The sequence below is a fragment of the Luteimicrobium album genome (assembly GCF_030161555.1).
GTDB classification, from domain to species: domain Bacteria; phylum Actinomycetota; class Actinomycetes; order Actinomycetales; family Cellulomonadaceae; genus Luteimicrobium; species Luteimicrobium album.
In genome coordinates, this window is the sequence record NZ_BSUK01000001.1 from 4056165 (window position 1) to 4075243 (window position 19079).

Sequence of the window (19079 nt, forward strand, 5' to 3'; positions counted from 1 at the left end):
GTGGCGCGGCGAGGAGCGGGCTGCCCTGGCGCGGCAGGGGTCGGCTCCGGCTGGGCGTCACCGACAGGCGACGGCGGGACCCCCGCCGCGGGCTGCGCCGAGGGGGCCGCGACCCGGGGTGCCGACGACGGGGCGACGGGCCGGGGCGCCGAAGGTCGCGTGGCTGCGGCGGGGGCGGGGGCGCGGAGATCTGCCCGGCGACCCAGGTCGCCTGGGCGTCGTCCTGCGCGCCCGGGTACGGCACGGTCCCGACGTGGACCGCCAGCGGGTCGGCGTACAGCCCCCGTACGGCCCGGCGGGCGGCGTCGCCGGCGCACGGCGCGCCGAGTACGACGGCGTCCGGGTGGGGACCGGGGCGGCGGACGGTGCGGGGTTCGTCGTCGGCGACAGGTAGCGGGTCGGGTCGGAGTCGCCCGGGACGGGCCGCAGCGGGGCGGCGACACGGGTGGCGTCAGCCCTGTCGTGGGTGGCCGGCGGCGTCGGCGCTCCGAGCGCCGGCATGAGGCTCGTGGGGGCGTCGTCGGGGGCGGCCTGCGCCGACCCGGCGACGTGCACGGCGGGCGCGGGGCGCTGTGCCGGTGGCACGGCCGCCGGCGGTGCCGGCGGCTTGGGCACGGGCACGCCGGACTCGGTCGGGTGCGGGGTGGTGGGGTCGGTGCCCGACATCCACGCTCCTTCCTGGCGGGGTCACCGGGCAGCATGACACGCGACCACCCGCCGACGCCAAATGGTCGCTACCGGACAAGTGGTACCGACCGGTGGGCGTCGACGGGTGGGACACCTCGGGCGGATCAGTCGAAGACGGGCCCCTGGGTGCGGGTGCGCTTGAGCTCGAAGAAGCCGGGCGTCGAGGCGACGAGCACGGCACCGTCCCACAGCCGGCCCGCAGCCTCGCCCTTCGGGGCGGGCGTCACCACCGGACCGAAGAACGCGACGTCGCCGAACGCGACGACCGGGGTGCCGACGTCCTCGCCGACGCGCGAGATCCCGTCGGCGTGCGAGGCGCGCAGGCGGTCGTCGTAGGCGTCGGTGGTCGCGGCGTCGGCCAGCGACTCGGGCAGGCCGACCTCGGCGAGGGCCTCGCGGACCACGGCGTCGTAGTCCTTGCGTCCGCCCGGGTGCAGCCGGGTGCCGATCGCGTCGTAGAGGGCTTCACGACGTCGTCGCCGTGCTCGGCCTGGGCCGCGATCACGACGCGGACAGGGCCCCACGCCTTGTCCATCAGCTCGCGGTAGCTCTCCGGCAGGTCCCGTCCCTCGTTGAGCACCGCGAGGCTCATGACGTGCCACCGCACCTGCACGTCACGCACCTGCTCGACCTCCCCGATCCACCGGCTGGTCATCCAGGCCCAGGGGCACACGGGGTCGAACCAGAAGTCGGCGGTCGTGGTGGTCGCGGCCTGGGTCTCGGTCACGGGGGCTCCTCGCTGAGTGAGATGTGTGGGATGGTCGCGGGCGGCGTCCGAGCCACCCGCAACGCTCGCAACACCCCCACCGCATCTCCCTATTCCGTCCGTCGACGACGCAGGGTTCACCGAGGGTGCCGACGGGCGCGCCCGTGGTCCGGTCGGGCGGCTCCGCCCGCCGACCATACGAACAGGCACCTTTCAACGCCGAAAAGGGGCATAACCCCATGGTCGGCACGGGCGACCGTGCGTCATCGCATGCTCGCCCCGCCCGACGGCGCCGCCCGGCACGAGAGGTCGCGATCGGCGGCCTCGAGGCGAGCTCGACGCCGATCCTGACCTCTCGCGGCGGTCGTGACCGCTGGGGGCAGCTCACGACAGCTCACGTCCCGGCCCCAAGGGACCCAGACGCCGCCGAGTCAGCGCGAATCACCCGAGTCAGCGCGAATTCCCCGCTGACTCGAACGAAACGCGCTGACTCGCGGTGAGGGAGGGCCGACGACGGTGACCGGACGAGCGATCCCGACGACGCGGACACGGGGAGACGACGGCCGTGCGGGTGGGTGCGGGGAGGCGGTGAAGGGCGTCAAGGAGTGCGCACGGCCCCCAGGGCCGCAGCACGACAGCCCGAACCACCTCGCCGCACCCACCCGCGAACCCGACCACGACACGTCACCACGTCACCGTCGGCGAACAGGGCGTCACCGTCGGCGAATCCCTTCGGTCCCCTCCGAGCAGCGTGGGATGATCGACCGTGGCTGCGGCCCACCCGCCGCGCCGCTCGCGCGCACCGCACCCGGCCCGCGCGCGACCGACCGCTTGCTACGAAGGAGTCGTCCGTGCCCGGAGAGAACCTCACCCGTGTCGAAGCTACGGAGCGCGCGGGGGTGGTGCAGTCCCGTTCGTACGACGTCGTGCTGGATCTGACGACCGGCCCGACGACCTTCCGCTCGACGACGACGATCCGGTTCGACGCGACGCCGGGGGCGAGCACGTTCGTGGACCTGGTGGCGCCGACGGTGCACGCGGTCACGCTGAACGGCCGCTCCTTGGACCCCGCGACGGTGTTCGCGGACTCGCGGATCGCGCTGGACGGTCTGGAGGCCACGAACGAGCTCGTGGTGGACGCGGACTGCGCGTACACGAACACGGGCGAGGGCCTGCACCGGTTCGTGGACCCGGCGGACGGCGAGGTGTACCTGTACTCGCAGTTCGAGGTGCCGGACTCGCGGCGGATGTTCGCGGTCTTCGAGCAGCCCGACCTGAAGGCGACCTTCGCGTTCACGGTGACGGCGCCGTCGTCGTGGGCGGTGGTGAGCAACTCCCCGACGCCCGAGCCGACGCCGGCAGGTGCCGGCCGCGAGGACGCCGCGACGTGGACGTTCGAGCCGACGCCGGTCATCTCGTCCTACATCACCGCCCTGGTGGCGGGGCCGTACGTGTCGGAGCACAGCGAGCTGACGTCGTCGGACGGCCGGCCGATCCCGCTCGGCGTGTACGCGCGCAAGTCGCTGGCGCCTTACCTGGACGCGGACTACGTGTTCGACAAGACGCGCGAGGGCTTCGCCTACTACGAGGAGAAGTTCGGGGTCCCGTACCCGTTCGCGAAGTACGACCAGCTCTTCGTGCCGGAGTTCAACGCGGGCGCGATGGAGAACGCGGGCGCGGTGACGTTCACCGAGACGTACGTGTTCCGGTCGAAGGTGACGGACGCGGTGAAGGAGCGCCGTGTCGTCACGATCCTGCACGAGCTCGCGCACATGTGGTTCGGCGACCTGGTCACCATGAAGTGGTGGAACGACCTGTGGCTGAACGAGTCGTTCGCGGAGTGGGCGTCGACGATCGCCACGGCCGAGGCCACGGAGTGGACGGGCGCCTGGACGACGTTCAACGCGATGGAGAAGACGTGGGCGTACCGGCAGGACCAGCTCCCGTCGACGCACCCGATCGTGGCGACGATCAACGACCTCGAGGACGTGCAGGTCAACTTCGACGGCATCACGTACGCCAAGGGCGCGTCGGTGCTGAAGCAGCTCGTCGCGTGGGTGGGCGTGGACGCGTTCTTCGCGGGGGTCGGGAACTACTTCCGCAAGCACGCGCACGGCAACACGGAGCTGCGCGACCTGCTGGTCGAGCTGGAGGCGACGAGCGGCCGCGACCTGTCGGGCTGGTCGGGCCTGTGGCTCGAGACGGCGGGCGTGAACACGCTGCGCCCGGAGGTCGAGTCGTCGGTGGGCGGCGTGGTCTCGGAGTTCGTGGTCGTGCAGACGGCGCCCGCGGACCACGACACGCTGCGCCCGCACCGCCTGGCGGTCGGCTTCTACGACCTGGTGGGCGAGGGCGACGAGCAGCGTCTGGTGCGCACGCACCGCGTCGAGCTGGACGTCGACGGCGAGCGCACGGACGTCCCGGAGCTCGTGGGCGTCGCCCGCCCCGACCTGGTCCTCGTGAACGACGGCGACCTCGCGTACGCGAAGATCCGCCTCGACGACGTGTCGCTCGCGACGGCGATCGAGCACCTCGCGAAGATCGAGGACCCGCTCGCACGGTCGCTCGTGTGGGGCAGCGCGTGGGACGCGACGCGCGACGGCGAGATGCCGGCGAGCGACTACGTGCGCCTCGTCCTCGGCAACATCGCCACCGAGACGGAGTCCACCACGATCCGGACGACGCTCGGCCAGCTCGCGCTCGCGGCGTCGTCGTACGTGGCACCGGAGCGGCGCGCCGAGACGCTCGTGCACGTGGGCGACGCGCTGTGGGAGCTCGCGCAGGCGGCCGAGGCCAGCTCGGACGCGCAGTTCCAGTTCGTGAAGTCGTTCGCGAACGTCGCGGGCACGGACGCGCACGCCGAGGTGCTGCGCGCCCTCCTCGACGGCCAGACGCGTCTCGACGGCCTCGAGATCGACACCGACCTGCGCTGGGAGCTCCTCGAGGGCCTCGTCGTGACGGGCCGGGCGGACCAGGCGGAGGTCGACGCGGCGCTCGCGTCCGACAACACCGCGAACGGCCAGCAGGCCGCCGCGCGCGCGACGGCGGCGACCCCGACGGCCGAGGCGAAGCGTGCGGCGTTCGACCGGCTCGTCGACAGCACGGACGCGCCGAACGCGATCGTCCGCGCGACGGGCCTCGGGTTCACGCACGTGACCGACCCGGCCGTCCTCGAGGGCCTCGTCGAGCCGTACTTCGCCGCGCTCGTCCCGCTGTGGACGCAGCGCAGCTACCACATGGCCGACCAGATCATCCACGGCCTGTACCCGGCGCCGCTCGCGAACGCGACGCTGCGCGACGCCGGCCAGGCGTGGCTCGACGCGAACGTCGACGCGCCTCCGGCGCTGCGGCGCCTGGTCACCGAGAACCTCGCCGCGACCGAGCGCGCGCTCGCCGCGCAGGCGGCCGACACCCGCGCCTGAGGCGGAGGCCGTCCGCCCGGGGGCTCAGTCCTCCGGGTGGACGGCCTCGTCGACGACCTGGAGCAGCGACTGCAGCCGGGCCGAGTCGAACAGGTCGTCGAGCAGCACGGGCCGGCCCGACGCGTCGCCGAGCGGCACCTTCCAGTTCGGGTACTCCTGGTCGGTGCCGGGCTGGTTCTGGGCGCGCCGCTCCCCGTCGCGTCGGCGAGCGACACCCCGACGAGCGCCGCAGGGCTCTGCGCGACGTACCGGTGCAGTGCCTCGACGAGCTCGCGCTCGGAGGGCTCGTCGCCGACGAGGCCGCGGGACCTCAGCGCCCGCACCATCGCCTCGCGCTCGCGGCGCGCGTCACGCCGGACCTCTTCGACGGGCTCCGTGAGCAGCCCCAGGCGGTCGCGCAGCTCGACGTGCTCGCCCGCGAGGTACCCGGCGGTCGGCGGCAGGTCGTGCGTCGTGACGCTCGTGAGGGTCGCGGCCCGGTAGTCCTCGGGCGCGCGGGGGCGCCGTCGTCGGTCTTCTCGAACCACAGGACGGACGTCCCGAGCACGCCGCGGTCGGCCAGGTAGTCGCGGATCCAGGGCTCGACCGTGCCCAGGTCCTCCCCCACGACGAGCGCGCCGGCGCGCTGCGCCTCGAGGCACAGGATCCCGACGAGCGCCTCGTGGTCGAAGCGCACATACGTGCCCTGGTCGGGCGTCGTGCCCTCGGGGACCCACCACATCCGGAACAGGCCGAGGATGTGGTCGACGCGCAGGCCGCCCGAGTGCCGCAGGACGCCGCGCAGCATGTCTCGGTAGGGCGCGTAGCCGAGCCGCTCGAGCTCGAGCGGGTTCCACGGCGGCTGCGACCAGTTCTGCCCCTGCTGGTTGTACATGTCGGGCGGGGCGCCCACGCCGACGCCCGCGGCGAGCGCCCCGCGCTGCGCCCACCGGTCGGCCCCGAAGGGGTGGACGCCGACGGCGAGGTCGTGCATGACGCCGATCCGCATCCCGCCGCCCGTGGCCTGCTCCTGCGCGTGGGCGAGCTGCTCGTCGGCGATCCACTGCAGCCAGCACCAGAAGTCGACCTGGTCGGCGAGCTCACGGCGCAGCTGCGCGACGAGCGGGCTCGCGGGGTCCTGCGCCTCCTCGGGCCACTCGGCGCCGTCGTAGTGGTCGACGAGCGCGCACCACAGCGCGAAGTCCTCGAGCCCCTTGCCCTGGTCGGCGCGGAACTGGGCGAACGCGGCGTCGCGCGCGGCGGAGCGGGGCTGGGAGAAGACGACCTCGAGCGCCGAGCGCTTGGCGCCCCACGCGGTGTCGCGGTCGATCGGCCCGGGGTCGGTGTCGAGGTCGCGCACGGTGTCGAACGACCACTCGACGAGCGACCGGTCCGCAGCCGACAGGTAAGCCGTCTCGCGGACGTCCTCGACGCGAATGTACAGCGGGTGGACGAACCGCCGGGTGGTCGGCAGGTACGGGGAGGGGTGAGGGGCGCCGACGGCTCGGCCGCGTGGAGCGGGTTCACGAGCACGAAGTCGGCGCCCTCGCGGCGGGCCGCGAGCCAGGCCAGGTCCGCGAGGTCGGCGAGGTCGCCGACCCCCACGACTGACGCGAGCGCACCGAGTAGAGCTGCGCCATGAGGCCCCACGCGCGCCCGTCGGGGCCAAGGTCCGGCAGCTCGAGCCGGTCGGGCGTCACAACGAGCGTCGCGTGCGCGGTCCGCGTCCCGCTCGTGGCGTGCAGCACGTGCCAGCCGAGCGGCGCGTCGACCGGGATCTCGAAGGTCGCCTCACCCACGAGGCGCCCGTCGACCGTGCGAGGCTCCACGAACCGGTCCACCTGGGGCGGATCGAGGCGGCCGCCGTCCTCGAGCTCGAGCCACACCTCGACGGGCTCGCCGTGGTCCACGTGGACGGGGAACGGCGTCGTCCGACCCTGCCGGGCGACGACGGACGCCGGCAGCATGCGACGCCACGGGTCGTCACGGCGGTGCGCGAGGTGCACGCGCACGAGGTCGGGCGTCGTCGCGGGCACGCCGAGGGCGCCGAGCACCGCGCGCAGGGTCTCGTCGGGGACGACGACCCGCTCGCCGAAGAAGCTCCAGTACTCCGACGCGACGCCGTACGCCTCCGCGAGCTCGCGCAGGGGCGCCGCGCCGGCCGGGGCAGGGGTGGACGAGTCGCTCACACTCGCGATCCTGCCAGAACGGTCGCCGACCTGCCTCGACGTGGCCCGGCGCGCCCGGCAAGTGCTCATGGCGGCCCACTACCCTGGGGCCATGCTCCACGCCGCCACCACGCCGACGCCGAGCCCGTCCCCGACCGACCTCGGCCCGCTCCCCCGCCGGACCCGTCGCAGTGGTGGGACTGGTTCGTCGGCGTCCCGCTGCGGATCGCGATCACGATCGTCGTCTCGATCCTGGTGCTCGTGCTGTTCCGCTGGCTCATCCACCGGACCATCGACAAGATCGCGCGCGGCTACCAGTCCGAGTCTCTGACCGGCGGCCTGCTCAAGGTCGACCCCGTGGTCGCCGAGCGGCGCGCCCAGCGGGCCCGCACGCTCGGTACCGTCCTCCGGTCGACCGCCTCGATCGTCGTCGGGACGATCGCGGTCCTGCTCGTGCTGGGCGACCTGGGCGTCGATCTCGCGCCGTTCATCGCGTCCGCGGGGGTCGTCGGCGTCGCGCTCGGCTTCGGCGCGCAGAGCCTGGTCAAGGACTTCCTGTCGGGCACGTTCATGCTCCTGGAGGACCAGTACGGCGTCGGGGACACGGTCGACTTCGGGGTCGTCCACGGCACGGTCGAGGAGGTCGCGCTCCGCGTGACGAAGGTGCGCGACGCGGCCGGGACCCTCTGGTACCTGCGCAACGGCGACATCGCCCGCGTCGGGAACCAGACCCAGGAGTGGGCCAACGCCGTCGTGCCCGTGGTCGTCGCGGCGGACGCGGACCTCGGCGCGGCGCAGGCCGCGGTCCGGCGCGCGGTCGACTCGGTCCAGGCCGACGCCGTCCTCGGCGGCGCCTTCCTCGAGCCGCCGACGGTCGAGGTCGGCGATGCGATCACCGCCGACGGCGTCCAGCTCTCGGTCTCGGTGCGCACGCGCCCCGCGATGCAGTGGGACGTGCAGCGGGCCCTGCGTCTCGCCGTGCGCGACGAGCTGCGCGACGCCGACGTGACGCTCGTCTCCGCGTAGCCCCGCGCTACGCCGCCGCGGCGAGCGTCCAGGCGAGCAGCGGGGTGCCCGCGGTCACCCGCCGTCCCGGCTGCACGAGGAGCTCGACGCTGCCGGGCTCGGCCTGGAGCGCGACGACCGGCGACAGCACGCCCAGCCCGCGCGCCTCGACGGCGTCGGGGTCCCAGCCGATGACCGGGTCGCCCTGCGCGACCTCCTCGCCCTCCGCCGCGTACAGAGCGAAGCCCTCACCCGCGAGCCGGACCGTGTCGATGCCGAGGTGGACGAGGACCGTCGTCCCGGGTGACGGCTCGACCGCGAACGCGTGGGCGAAGAGTGTGACGAGCCGGCCCGCGACGGGTGCGTGCGCGAGGGCGGGCCCGTGCACGGGACGGTCCGGCTCGATCGCGACGCCCGGGCCGGCGATCCCGGCCGCGAACACGTGGTCGGGCACGTCCTCGAGGGCGTGCACGATGCCGTCGAGCGGGGCCGACAGGACGAGGCGGGTCGCGGGGACGACAGCGACGACGTCCTCGTGCGGCGACGTCATGCAGCCTCCCGTCTCGTGGTGAACCTCGCCCACCCTAGACCGCGCCGGCCGAGCGCGCCGGGGGAACGCAGAACGGGCCCCCGCACCGGCGATACTAGGGCGGTGAGCGCTGCACCGACCACCCCCGGTTCCTTCTACGACGAGGTCGGCGGGCATGAGACCTTCGTCCGGCTGGTGGACGTCTTCTACGAGGGCGTCGCGACCGACGAGGTCCTGCGCCCCCTGTACCCCGAGGAGGAGCTCGGGCCCGCGCGGCAGCGCCTGACGATGTTCCTCGAGCAGTACTGGGGCGGCCCGACGACGTACTCCGAGACCCGCGGTCACCCGCGCCTGCGCATGCGGCACGCGCCGTTCAAGGTCAACCCGGACGCGCGGGACCGCTGGCTGGCCCACATGCGCGGGGCCGTGGACGCGCTCGACCTGTCGCCGCTGCACGAGGCCACGCTGTGGGACTACCTCGAACGCGCCGCCCACTCGCTCGTCAACACCTTCGAGGAGTAGCCGTGGCCGACACCACGCGCGACCAGGGCACCGCCCGGCTCGCCCACCTGCTGCACGTGCTCGATGTCACGGCGCACGGCACGGTCACGGAGGCCGGCTCGGGCGCGAACGTCGGCGACGACCTGTTCACGGGCGAGACCCTCCACCAGCCGAACGGCCGCGTGTACGGCGGCCAGGTGCTCGCCCAGGCCCTCACCGCGGCGTGGCGGACGGTCGGCGGGCCCGACGGCGACGGCACGGGCACCCGGCTCCCCCACTCGCTGCACGGGTACTTCCTGCGGGCGGGCGACCTCGACGTCCCGGTGGACCTCACGGTCGAGCGGCTGCGCGACGGCCGCTCGTTCAGCGCGCGCCGCACCCACGCCATCCAGCACGGCCGGCCGATCCTGTCGATGATCGCGTCGTTCCAGGAGCAGCAGGACGGCATCGAGTTCCAGGCGCCGGCGCCGAAGGACGTGCCGCCGCCCGAGGACGTCCCGGGAGCGCTCGAGACGCTGGGCCGCATCGACCACCCGCAGGCGCGGCACTGGTCGCACGACTCCGCGTTCGAGGTACGGCACGTCGAAGGCGCGCTGTTCCTCGGCCCCGCGGCCGAGCGTTCCGACCGGCAGCACGTCTGGGTCCGCTCGCGCGGCTCCGTCCCGGACGACCAGTTCCTGCACCGCGCCCTGCTCCTGTACGCGTGCGACCAGCTCATGCTCGAGCCCGTCCTGCGGGTCAGCGGGCACGCGTGGTCGAGCCCGGGCCTGTCGATGGCGAGCCTGGACCACGCGATGTGGTGGCACCGCGACGTGCGCGTCGACGACTGGCTGCTGTTCGAGCAGGAGGCGTCGAGCGCGCAGGGCGGCCGGGGGCTCGCGTCCGCGCGCGTGTTCACGCGGGACGGCGTGCTGGTGGCGTCGATGAGCCAGGAGGGCATGGTCCGGCTGCCGGTGCCTAGCTGAGGCACCCGGGCAAGACTGGGGATGACCTCGACACCCCCGACCGGAGCCGCCCGCACGCCGACACCACGGCTCGCCGCCGTGACCGGTGTCACGGGCTACGTGGGCGGCCGGCTCGTCCCCGAGCTCCTGGCCGCCGGCTTCCGGGTCCGTGCGCTCGCACGGGACCCCGCACGCCTGGCCGGGCGCGAGTGGGCGGACGACGTCGAGCTGGTCCGGTGCGACGTGGGCGACCCCCACGAGCTGAGCACCGCGCTCGAGGGCGTCGACGTGGCCTACTACCTGGTCCACTCGTTGGGTTCCGGGCGCGACTTCGAGGCCCGCGACCGGCACCTCGCGCGCACGTTCGGACAGGCCGCACGCGAGGCCGAGGTCGGGCGCGTGGTCTACCTGGGCGGCCTGGCGCCGTCGGGTGTGGCGCTGTCGCGGCACCTAGCGAGCCGGCGCGAGGTCGGAGAGATCCTCCTCGCCTCCGGAGTCCCGACGACGGTCCTCCAGGCCGCCGTGATCCTGGGCTCCGGCTCGGCCTCGTTCGAGATGGTCCGCTACCTCACCGAACGACTGCCCGTCATGACGACGCCGCGCTGGGTCGCGAACCGGATCCAGCCGATCGCGGTGCGCGACGTGCTGCGCTACCTCGTCAGCAGCGCGGACATGCCCGCCCACGTCTCACGCACGTTCGACGTCGGCGGGCCCGACGTCCTGACGTACGGCGAGCTGATGCAGACGTACGCGCGGGTCGCCGGGCTGCCGCGCCGCCTCATCGTCCCCGTCCCGGTCCTCACCCCGCGCCTGTCCAGCCTCTGGGTCGGGCTCGTGACGCCCGTCCCCGCCGGGATCGCGAAGCCGCTCGTCGAGTCCCTCGAGCACGAGACGGTGTGCCGCGAGCACGACGTCCGCGCCCTCGTGCCCGACCCGCCCGAAGGGCTCGTCGGCGTCGAGCGGGCGATCGAGCTGGCGCTGCGGCGGATCCACGACGGCGAGGTCACCACCCGGTGGTCGTCCGCGGCACTGCCGGGCGCACCGAGCGACCCGCTGCCGACCGACCCCGACTGGTCCGGCGGCTCGTTCTACGTCGACGAGCGGCGGACCGTCGTGGACGCTCCCGCCGATGTGCTGTGGGGGGTCATCGAGGAGATCGGCGGCCACCGGGGCTGGTACTCGTGGTCGCTCGCGTGGCGCGTCCGAGGCCTCATGGACCGCCTCGCCGGCGGACCGGGGCTGCGCCGCGGCCGACGCGACGAGCACCACCTCCGGGTGGACGACGCCCTCGACTTCTGGCGGGTGGAGGCGATCGAGCCGGGCAGGCGGGTGCTGCTGCGCGCCGAGATGCGCCTGCCCGGACTGGCGTGGCTCGAGCTGCGCGTCGACACCGCCGCCGAGGAGCTCGCGGAGCGCACGCCCGACGTCGCCGGCCCGGGGCCCGAGGCGGCGGCGGGGCCGGGCCGCACCTACTTCGCCCAGCGCGCGCTGTTCTCGCCGCACGGCCTGCTCGGCCAGCTCTACTGGTGGTCGGTCAAGCCGTTCCACGGCATCGTCTTCGGCGGGATGCAGCGCAACGTCGCCGCCCAGGCGGCCCGGCGGGCGCACGGCTGAGCCACGTCCGGCGCGTCAGTCCACGAGCGCGACCTCGTCGCCCACGCGCAGCACGCCGGGGCCGTCCGGGATGGCGTTGACGGCGAACAGGAGCTGCTTGTCGACGTTGCGGTGCCGCGCCAGCGTGCGCAGGGGCTCGCGGCGACGCTCCCCGACTCCTGGTCGGTCGTCGTCATGACGCAGCGCGCGCACGGGTTGGCGACCCGCAGCACGACGTCGCCGACGCGCAGCCGACGCCCGGTCCACGCGTCCTCCGCCCACGCGGGCGCGCCCTCGACCACGACGTTCGGGCGGAACCGCGTCATCGGAACGACCTCGTCGGGTGAGGACTCCGCCGCGATCCACCCGTTGAGCGCGTCGAGCGACGACGCGCTCGCGAGCAGCAACGGGTACCCGTCGGCGGCGCTCACGACGTCGCCGGGCTGAGACCAGCCCTGCTCGACGGGCCGGCGCGTCGGGTCGTCCATCCACACGAGCCGCAGCTCCCGGCCGGCCACCCGGGAGAGCCACGCGTCCGCCTCGGGCCCGCACGACGTGGCCTGGAACCGGTTGCCCCACACGTCCGCCTCGACGGGCGGACCGGGGACCGCCCCGACGTCGAGGTCCTCGAGACCCGGCGCGGAGAGCCGGACGCCCGCACCGGTGAGGCGCGGGCGCACCGTCGCCAGCGCGCGCACCTCGCGCTGGCTCACGAGCTTCCCGTCCGCGTCGACCGTCAGCCAGCGCCGATCCCCCGCCAGCCCCCACGGCTCGACGACGGCCTCGTCCAGGTCGATCCGGTGGCAGCCCTTGACGGGGTAGACGTGCAGCGACGCGACCCGCATCGGAGGGCTCGCCGCGCCGCTCACCCGCGCCGCCGGAAGGCGATCGGCTCCTCGACGAACGGCTCCCACGCGGCGCGCTCGTCGGGCGAGATGCGGCGCGGGCGCCCGCTCGCGGCGTCGACCACGACGATCGTCGTCGCGGCCCGCGCGTACGGCTCGCCGCCGGTGGTCGGGCCGACGCGCTCGAACCGGGCTGCGCCGTCGTGCACCTCGTAGCAGACCTCGAGGCTCGCGCCGCCGATCTTCCCGATCCACATCTCGACCCGGACGGGCGTGCGCGTGAACGCGAGGGGGCGCAGGTACTCGATCTCCTGGCGTGCCACGAACGTGTGCGACGAGGCGCCGGGGCCGTTCTCGATGACGGCCGTCGGCCACGCGTCCTCTCCAGCGCCGGGGTGCTGCCAGAAGGCGGTGATGCGGGCGTCCTCGAGGAGCCGGAACATCTCGACGTTGTTGACGTGCTGGTAGGCGTCCAGGTCGGACCAGCGCAGCGAGACGGGGACGTGCAGTCGGGTCATGGTTCCCGAACCTACCGCCGCGGACCGCCCGGTCCGAGGCAGGCCGCCCGCCGGGCGGGTGTGATCCTCACGACGCCGCGATCGCCGCGGACGCGCGGCACGTCGACAGCGCCGCGAGCTCCTCCCCGACCGGGAGCCGCACGCGCTCGTCCGCGACGCTCGCGACCGCGTCCCGCAGCCGCGACCGGGCGACCCGCGCCCGACGGCGCGCCCCGAGCCCGGCGAGCCCGCGCGCGACGAGCGCGAGCAGCAGGCCCGCGACGACGCCCGCGACGAGCAGCCCCGTCGGCACCGGGATCCCGTGCCACGTGGGGGTGCCGGGGCGCGGGAGCTGCAGGTACCCGAGGGCCGCGAGCACGCCGAGCCAGAGCAGACCGAGCACCGCGACCCCGAGCAGCACCCACTGCACGACGTCGACGGCGCGCCACCAGCGAGGAGGGCGGGCCGCGGACAGCCGCGTCGCGACGACCGCGCGGTCGAGCGCGTCGGGCAGGCTCGCGACGGCGTCGGCGGCCCGCTGGTCGACCGCGCGCGCCCACGCCTCGGGCGCACCCTGCGTGACGGTCCGCACGAAGCCCCGGACGGCGACGCGCGCCTGGGCGGCGACCGCCGGCGCCTGCGACGGGAGCGACGAGCGCACGAGGTCCGGGTCGCGGTCCGGGCCGTCGAGGCGCAGCCTCCGCAGCGGGTCGGGGCGCAGGCGACCGAGCCAGCGCGTCACGGGCCACCCCGTCGCGGCGCGCGCCCGCTTGAGCGCCGACGCCCGGACCGCGTCGACGACCGTGTCGACCCCCGCCGCGGCCTCGAGCGCACGGTGCAGCTCGGCCTGGGCGGTGCGCGACGCGCGGTCCGGCAGGTCGTCCCCGCACGCCGCGAGGACGTCGCGCGCGACCGCCCGGACGTCGGCCGTGCGGCGGGCGGTCGCGGCCTCGCGCCGTCGGACGGCGTCGGCCAGCAGCTCGCGCAGCTCGGCGAGACCGGCGCCGGTGCGCGCCGAGACCCCGAGCACCGGGACGTCGCCCAGGCCGTCCTCGCGCGCGAGCCGCCGGACGTCGGCGAGGCAGGCGGCGGCGTCGGCGGGCGCGAGCCGGTCGACCTGGTTGAGGACGAGCACCATGACGTCTGCATGGCCGGCGAGCGGGCGCAGGTACCGCTCGTGCAGCGCCGCGTCGGCGTACTTCTGCGGGTCGAGCACCCACACGAGCAGGTCGGCGCGCTCGACGAGGCGCTCGGCCCGCTCCCGGTGCTCGACCACGACCGAGTCGTGGTCCGGGAGGTCCAGGAGCACGAGGCCCTCGGGGGCGTCGGGCAGCCCGGGCGCCCCGACCGGGGACATGCTGGCGGGGTCGGCGGCCTCGTGCCGCTCGCGCACCCCGAGCCAGTCGAGCAGCGGGCCGGCTCCCCGCCCCGCACCCAGGCGGCCGCGTCGGACGTCGTGGGGCGCCGGACCCCGACGTCCTGGACGTCGCCGCCCGCGAGCGCGTTGAACAGCGACGACTTGCCCGCGCCGGTCGCGCCCGCGAGCGCGACCACGGTGTGCTCGCTCGACAGCGCCGCGCGCGCCCGGCTGCCGCCGAGCACCGCGTCGACCCGGGCGAGGAGATCGGGGTCCAGGCGCCCGGTTCCGGCCTGGCGCGCGGCCTCGAGCGCGCTCGCCCGCTGCGGCAGGCCCAGCGCGGCCCCGCGGCGACGCGGGCTCACGTCCGGCCGCCCCGCAGGACGCGGCGCCAGAACCCGCCGCGGCCCCGCTCCCTCGAGCCCCCGGCCTCGTCCCCGGCAGCGCCGCCGCGCGGCTCCTCCTCGGGGAGGTCCGCGCCGCGCAGCCCGCCGACGACGGCACGCGGCGCCGCACCGGCCTCCGGTTCCACATCCGTCGCTCGCGCCGTGCGCTCGTCCCGGGCCGCGCGCTCGACGTCGTCCGCGGCCGTGCGCAGACCCGGCCCGGCGTCGTCGGCGGCACCCAGGGCGTCGAGGACGGCCAGGTAGCGGTCCGCCTCGGCCGCGAGGACCGCACGGACGCGGGCCTCGAGCGCGTCCCGCGCGGCGCGGGTGAGCTGCCGGACGGCCTCGTCGCCGAACACGGCCGACAGCACCGCCTGGGAGGCCGCGGCCGTGCCGCCCGCGATCCCCAGCTCGGCACCCGTGAGGCCGGCGGTCGACGCGAAGACCAGGACCATGAGGACCGCGCCCACGCCGTTGATACCGAGCGACAGGGCTCGCGCGGTCCCGCGCTTCGCGGCGCCCCGGTCGCGGACGAGCGCGAGCACGTCCTCCTGCCACGCCCGCACCTCGGCCGCCGTCCGCTCGCGCAGGGCGCCGTGCGCGGTCGGCGGGACGGCGCCGTCCGGTCCCGAGACGAGCGCGCGCCCGGCGGACGTGCCGCGCCAGGCCGCGGCGGCGCGCTGGTCCGCGGTCTCCGCGGCGTCGAGCACGAGGCCCTCGAGGCTCGAGCCGATCGCCCGCTCGAGCCGCGGGACCGCCTCGGACCTGCCCCGGAAGAACGCGGCGACCCGGTCGCGCGCCCGGCCCACCGCCCGCTGGAAGCCCGCGAACAGCTCGTTCCCGCCGACGAGCTCCTGCCAGCGGCCCAGGACCTCGCCGCGCAGCAGGCTGCCGTCCGCGGTCGCCTCGACGAGGCCCCGCGCGGCGTCCTCGTAGGGGCGGTCGACCGCGCGGCGCAGCTCCGCGTCCGCGGCCGTCTGCGCGGACGCCGGCTGGGCGAGCCCGCGCAGCCGCCGGACGAGGTCGTCGACGACGCCGTCGCGCGTCGCGTCGACGACGCCGCGGCGCGCGCCCTCGTCCGCCGCGAGGCGGGTCAGCCATCGCGCCAGGGGCGCGACGACCCGCTCGGGCAGGAGACCGTCCTCGTCCGGCGCCGTCTCGGGGACCAGGAAGATGCGCGCGGCGCCGAGCCCCTCGGCCTCGGCGAGGCGGGCGAGGTCGGCCTCCACGGCCTCGGCACCCGGGTCGACGCGGTCGAGCACCAGCGCGACCTGCGCCCGACGGCGCCCCGCGGCCGCGAGCAGGTCCCAGGGCACCGCGTCGGCGTACCGGGCGGCGGTGGTGACGAACACCCACAGGTCGGCCGCCGCGAGGAGCTGGTGCGCGAGCTCGCGGTTCTCGGTCGCGACCGAGTCGACGTCGGGGGCGTCGACGAGCGCGAGGCCGCGCGGCACGCGGTCGCTCGCGACCAGGCGCAGCGCGCGGGGTCCCGGGTCCGACGGCGCAGCGACGGGGCTCCCGGGCCGGTCGACCCGCACGCGGGACAGCCCCGGCAGCACGCGGTCCGACGTGAACCACGCCGCGTCGAGGGGGTGGTGGACGAGCACGGGGGCGCGCGTCGTCGGGCGCAGGACGCCGGGCGCGCTCACGACCTGGCCCACGAGCGCGTTGACGAGCGTCGACTTGCCCGCACCCGTCGACCCGCCGACGACCGCGAGCAGCGGCGCGTCGCGCGACCGGAGCCGCGGCAGCAGGTAGTCGTCGAGCTGGCCGAGGAGCTCGCTCCGGGTGGCCCGGGCGTCCGCCGCGTCGTCGGTGGCGAGCGGGAACGAGGCCGCGTCGAGCACCTCTCGCGCGGCCGTGACGGCCGCGGCGAGACGCGCCTCGGCGCCTGCGTCGTCGCTGCTCATGCCGCCAGTCTGCCCGAGGCGGCCGTCCCCCGCCCGGGTGCACGAGAGCCCCGGCCCGGACGGATCCGGGTCGGGCCTCTCGTGGGCTCGCCTGCGTCAGTCGCGCGTGAGCTTGCGGTACGTCACGCGGTGCGGCCGGGCGGCGTCGGCGCCGAGGCGCTGGACCTTGTTCTCCTCGTAGGCCGCGAAGTTGCCCTCGAACCAGTACCAGCTCGCGGGGTTCTCGTCCGTGCCCTCCCACGCCAGGATGTGCGTGGCGATGCGGTCGAGGAACCACCGGTCGTGGCTCGTCACGACGACGCAGCCCGCGAAGTCGAGCAGCGCGTTCTCGAGCGAGCCGAGGGTCTCGACGTCGAGGTCGTTGGTCGGCTCGTCGAGGAGCAGCAGGTTGCCGCCCTGCTTGAGCGTGAGCGCCAGGTTGAGGCGGTTGCGCTCACCACCCGACAGCACGCCGGCCGGCTTCTGCTGGTCCGGGCCCTTGAACCCGAACGACGCGACGTACGCGCGCGACGGGATCTCGGTGTTGCCGACCTTGATGAAGTCGAGGCCGTCGGACACGACCTCCCACAGCGTCTTCTTGGGGTCGATGCCGCCGCGCGACTGGTCGACGTACGAGATCTGAACGGTGTCGCCGACCTTGACCTCGCCGCCGTCCGCGGGCTCGAGACCGACGATCGTCTTGAACAGGGTCGTCTTGCCGACGCCGTTCGGGCCGATGACGCCGACGATGCCGTTGCGGGGCAGCGTGAACGACAGCCCGTCGATGAGCGTGCGGTCGTCGAAGCCCTTCTCGAGGTCCTTGACCTCGACGACCACGCCGCCGAGGCGCGGACCGGCCGGGATCTGGATCTCCTCGAAGTCGAGCTTCCGGGTCCGCTCGGCCTCGGCCGCCATCTCCTCGTAGCGGGCCAGGCGGGCCTTCGACTTGGTCTGGCGGCCCTTCGCGCTGGACCGGACCCACTCGAGCTCGTCCTTGAGGCGCTTGGCGAGCTTGGCGTCCTTCTTGCCCTGGACCTCGAGGCGCGCCTGCTTCTTCTCCAGGTACGTCGAGTAGTTGCCCTCGTACGGGTACAGGCGCCCACGGTCGACCTCGCAGATCCACTCCGCGACGTGGTCGAGGAAGTATCGGTCGTGGGTCACTGCGAGGACGGCGCCCGGGTAGCCGGCGAGGTGCTGCTCGAGCCACAGCACCGACTCGGCGTCGAGGTGGTTGGTGGGCTCGTCCAGCAGCAGCAGGTCGGGCTGCTCGAGCAGGAGCTTGCACAGGGCGACGCGGCGGCGCTCGCCACCGGACAGGAGCTTGACGTCGGCGTCGGGCGGCGGGCAGCGCAGCGCGTCCATGGCCTGCTCGAGCTGCGAGTCGAGGTCCCACGCGTTGGCGGCGTCGATGGCCTCCTGGAGGGTGCCCATCTCGGCCATGAGCGCGTCGAAGTCGGCGTCGGGCTCGGCCATGAGGTTCGAGATCTCGTTGAACCGGTCGAGCTTGCCCTTGATCTCGGCGACGCCCTCCTCGACGTTGCCGAGGACGGTCTTGTCCTCGTTGAGCGGGGGCTCCTGCAGCAGGATGCCGACCGAGTACCCGGGCGACAGCCGGGCCTCGCCGTTCGACGGCTGGTCGAGCCCCGCCATGATCTTGAGGATCGTCGACTTCCCCGCCCCGTTGGGGCCCACGACGCCGATCTTGGCGCCGGGCAGGAAGTTGAGCGACACGTCGTCGAGGATGACCTTGTCGCCGTGCGCCTTGCGCGCCTTGTACATGGAGTAGATGAACTCAGCCACCGGATGTGTTCCGCCTGTCACGATCGTTCGGGAGGACGAGGGGCGCCGCCCGCCGCGGCACCGGGACGGCTCCTGGGAGCCTGCCCGGCGCGGGCCGGGCGCCCGCGACCCACCAGCCTACGCGGTCGGGGCGCCGCGCCGCGCTCCACGCCTGCCACCAGGTGCTACGCGCTCGCCCCGAGCGGCTCGAGCTCCTCGTCGCCCGCTCCGGCACGGCCCGCCTCGTTCGTGTGCTCGCCCGTCGCCTCGAGGTCGTCCGCGAGCGCCGGCAGGCCCGCCGCCCAGGGGTCGTCCGCGAGCGGCGGCTCGGCCTGCGCGGCGTCGGCCGGCCCCTCGGCCGCTGAGGCGGTCCGGTCGCGCTCGTCCGGCGCGGCCCGGTGGATGGTCCGCGCGAACCGCGCCTGCCCGCGCGACAGGTCGTGGCCGACGGCGCGCGCCTCGAGCACGAGGGAGGTCCGCGGCCCGTCGGGGCTGATCCACTCGTCCACGCCGAGCACGCCCGTCGCGATCACGGGCTCGCCCTTGCGCAGCGACTCCGCCACGTTGCGGGCCATGTCGCGCCACGACTTGACCGTGAACCAGAGGGTCTGCCCGTCGACCCACTCGCCCTTGGTCCGGTCGAAGAACCGTCGCGTCGTCGCCATCCGGAACGTCGTGAAGGACGTGCCGGTCGCGGACACGAACTGGCGCGGGTCGTCGCCCACGAATCCGGTCAGGGTCGTCAGGGCCTCGCTCATCGCTGTCTCCTCGGGTCGTGGGGCGGCCCGTCGC

14 protein-coding genes and 2 pseudogenes are annotated in these 19079 nt (G+C 75.0%); 6 read left to right on the forward strand and 10 right to left on the reverse strand.

What is annotated here, in order from left to right; all coding sequences use genetic code 11:
• Window positions 1-57 precede the first annotated feature (57 nt).
• Together QQK45_RS20790 and QQK45_RS20795 are read right to left on the reverse strand one after the other, a co-directional pair.
• Window positions 58-666 (reverse strand): hypothetical protein, encoded by a 609-nt coding sequence (locus QQK45_RS20790; RefSeq protein WP_284294809.1) that lies wholly within the window; start codon window positions 664-666, stop codon window positions 58-60.
• Between the two features lie 125 nt (window positions 667-791).
• A pseudogene (locus QQK45_RS20795) lies at window positions 792-1342 on the reverse strand (mycothiol-dependent nitroreductase Rv2466c family protein).
• Here QQK45_RS20795 and QQK45_RS20800 point away from each other — a divergent pair.
• Window positions 1260-1430 (forward strand): hypothetical protein, encoded by a 171-nt coding sequence (locus QQK45_RS20800; protein ID WP_284295155.1) that lies wholly within the window; start codon window positions 1260-1262, stop codon window positions 1428-1430. The pseudogene QQK45_RS20795 and the gene QQK45_RS20800 overlap by 83 nt on opposite strands.
• A gap of 814 nt (window positions 1431-2244) precedes the next feature.
• Window positions 2245-4815, forward strand: a complete 2571-nt coding sequence (gene pepN / locus QQK45_RS20805; protein WP_284294810.1) for an aminopeptidase N — start codon at window positions 2245-2247, stop codon at window positions 4813-4815.
• A gap of 24 nt (window positions 4816-4839) precedes the next feature.
• Here the strand turns inward: pepN and malQ are convergent.
• Window positions 4840-7052 (reverse strand): annotated as a pseudogene (malQ, locus tag QQK45_RS20810) (4-alpha-glucanotransferase).
• A 165-nt stretch (window positions 7053-7217) separates the two neighbouring features.
• On the opposite strand from malQ, the gene QQK45_RS20815 reads away from it, so the two are divergent.
• A complete protein-coding gene (locus QQK45_RS20815; RefSeq protein ID WP_284294811.1) occupies window positions 7218-7988 on the forward strand; it encodes a mechanosensitive ion channel family protein in 771 nt (256 codons plus the stop codon).
• Window positions 7989-7995: 7 nt separating this feature from the next.
• Here QQK45_RS20815 and QQK45_RS20820 read toward each other — a convergent pair whose 3' ends face one another.
• Window positions 7996-8517 carry a PTS sugar transporter subunit IIA gene (locus QQK45_RS20820; RefSeq protein ID WP_284294812.1) on the reverse strand — a complete coding sequence of 174 codons (522 nt, stop codon included), beginning with the start codon at window positions 8515-8517 and terminating at the stop codon, window positions 7996-7998.
• A gap of 102 nt (window positions 8518-8619) precedes the next feature.
• On the opposite strand from QQK45_RS20820, the gene QQK45_RS20825 reads away from it, so the two are divergent.
• From QQK45_RS20825 to QQK45_RS20835, 3 genes are read left to right on the forward strand one after another with little or no spacing between them, the layout of a single operon-like run.
• On the forward strand, window positions 8620-9018 hold the full coding sequence (locus QQK45_RS20825; RefSeq protein WP_284294814.1) for a globin: 399 nt from the start codon (window positions 8620-8622) through the stop codon (window positions 9016-9018).
• 2 nt (window positions 9019-9020) lie between these two features.
• Entirely contained in the window at window positions 9021-9962 is a 942-nt protein-coding gene (locus QQK45_RS20830) for an acyl-CoA thioesterase (protein WP_284294815.1), read from the forward strand.
• 21 nt (window positions 9963-9983) lie between these two features.
• Window positions 9984-11555: an SDR family oxidoreductase gene (locus QQK45_RS20835; RefSeq protein WP_284294816.1), complete on the forward strand. Its 1572-nt coding sequence runs from the start codon at window positions 9984-9986 to the stop codon at window positions 11553-11555.
• Here QQK45_RS20835 and QQK45_RS20840 read toward each other — a convergent pair.
• The 6 genes from QQK45_RS20840 to QQK45_RS20865 form a co-directional block, all read right to left on the reverse strand.
• Complete coding sequence (locus QQK45_RS20840) at window positions 11462-12379, reverse strand: MOSC domain-containing protein (RefSeq protein WP_284294817.1); 918 nt, start codon at window positions 12377-12379, stop codon at window positions 11462-11464. The two genes, QQK45_RS20835 and QQK45_RS20840, sit on opposite strands and share 94 nt — an antisense overlap.
• A 20-nt stretch (window positions 12380-12399) precedes the next feature.
• The gene (locus QQK45_RS20845) at window positions 12400-12897 is read right to left on the reverse strand and encodes an acyl-CoA thioesterase (RefSeq protein ID WP_284294818.1); all 498 of its coding nucleotides are present in this window, start codon (window positions 12895-12897) and stop codon (window positions 12400-12402) included.
• A 67-nt stretch (window positions 12898-12964) separates the two neighbouring features.
• Window positions 12965-14233, reverse strand: coding sequence for a P-loop NTPase family protein (locus QQK45_RS20850; protein WP_284294819.1), 1269 nt, complete (start codon window positions 14231-14233; stop codon window positions 12965-12967).
• Window positions 14234-14594: 361 nt separating this feature from the next.
• Entirely contained in the window at window positions 14595-16529 is a 1935-nt protein-coding gene (locus QQK45_RS20855) for a dynamin family protein (protein WP_284294821.1), read from the reverse strand.
• A 96-nt stretch (window positions 16530-16625) separates the two neighbouring features.
• Window positions 16626-18308, reverse strand: coding sequence for an energy-dependent translational throttle protein EttA (gene ettA / locus QQK45_RS20860; RefSeq protein WP_284294822.1), 1683 nt, complete (start codon window positions 18306-18308; stop codon window positions 16626-16628).
• Window positions 18309-18472: 164 nt separating this feature from the next.
• Window positions 18473-19045, reverse strand: coding sequence for a single-stranded DNA-binding protein (locus tag QQK45_RS20865; protein ID WP_284294823.1), 573 nt, complete (start codon window positions 19043-19045; stop codon window positions 18473-18475).
• Window positions 19046-19079 lie beyond the last annotated feature (34 nt).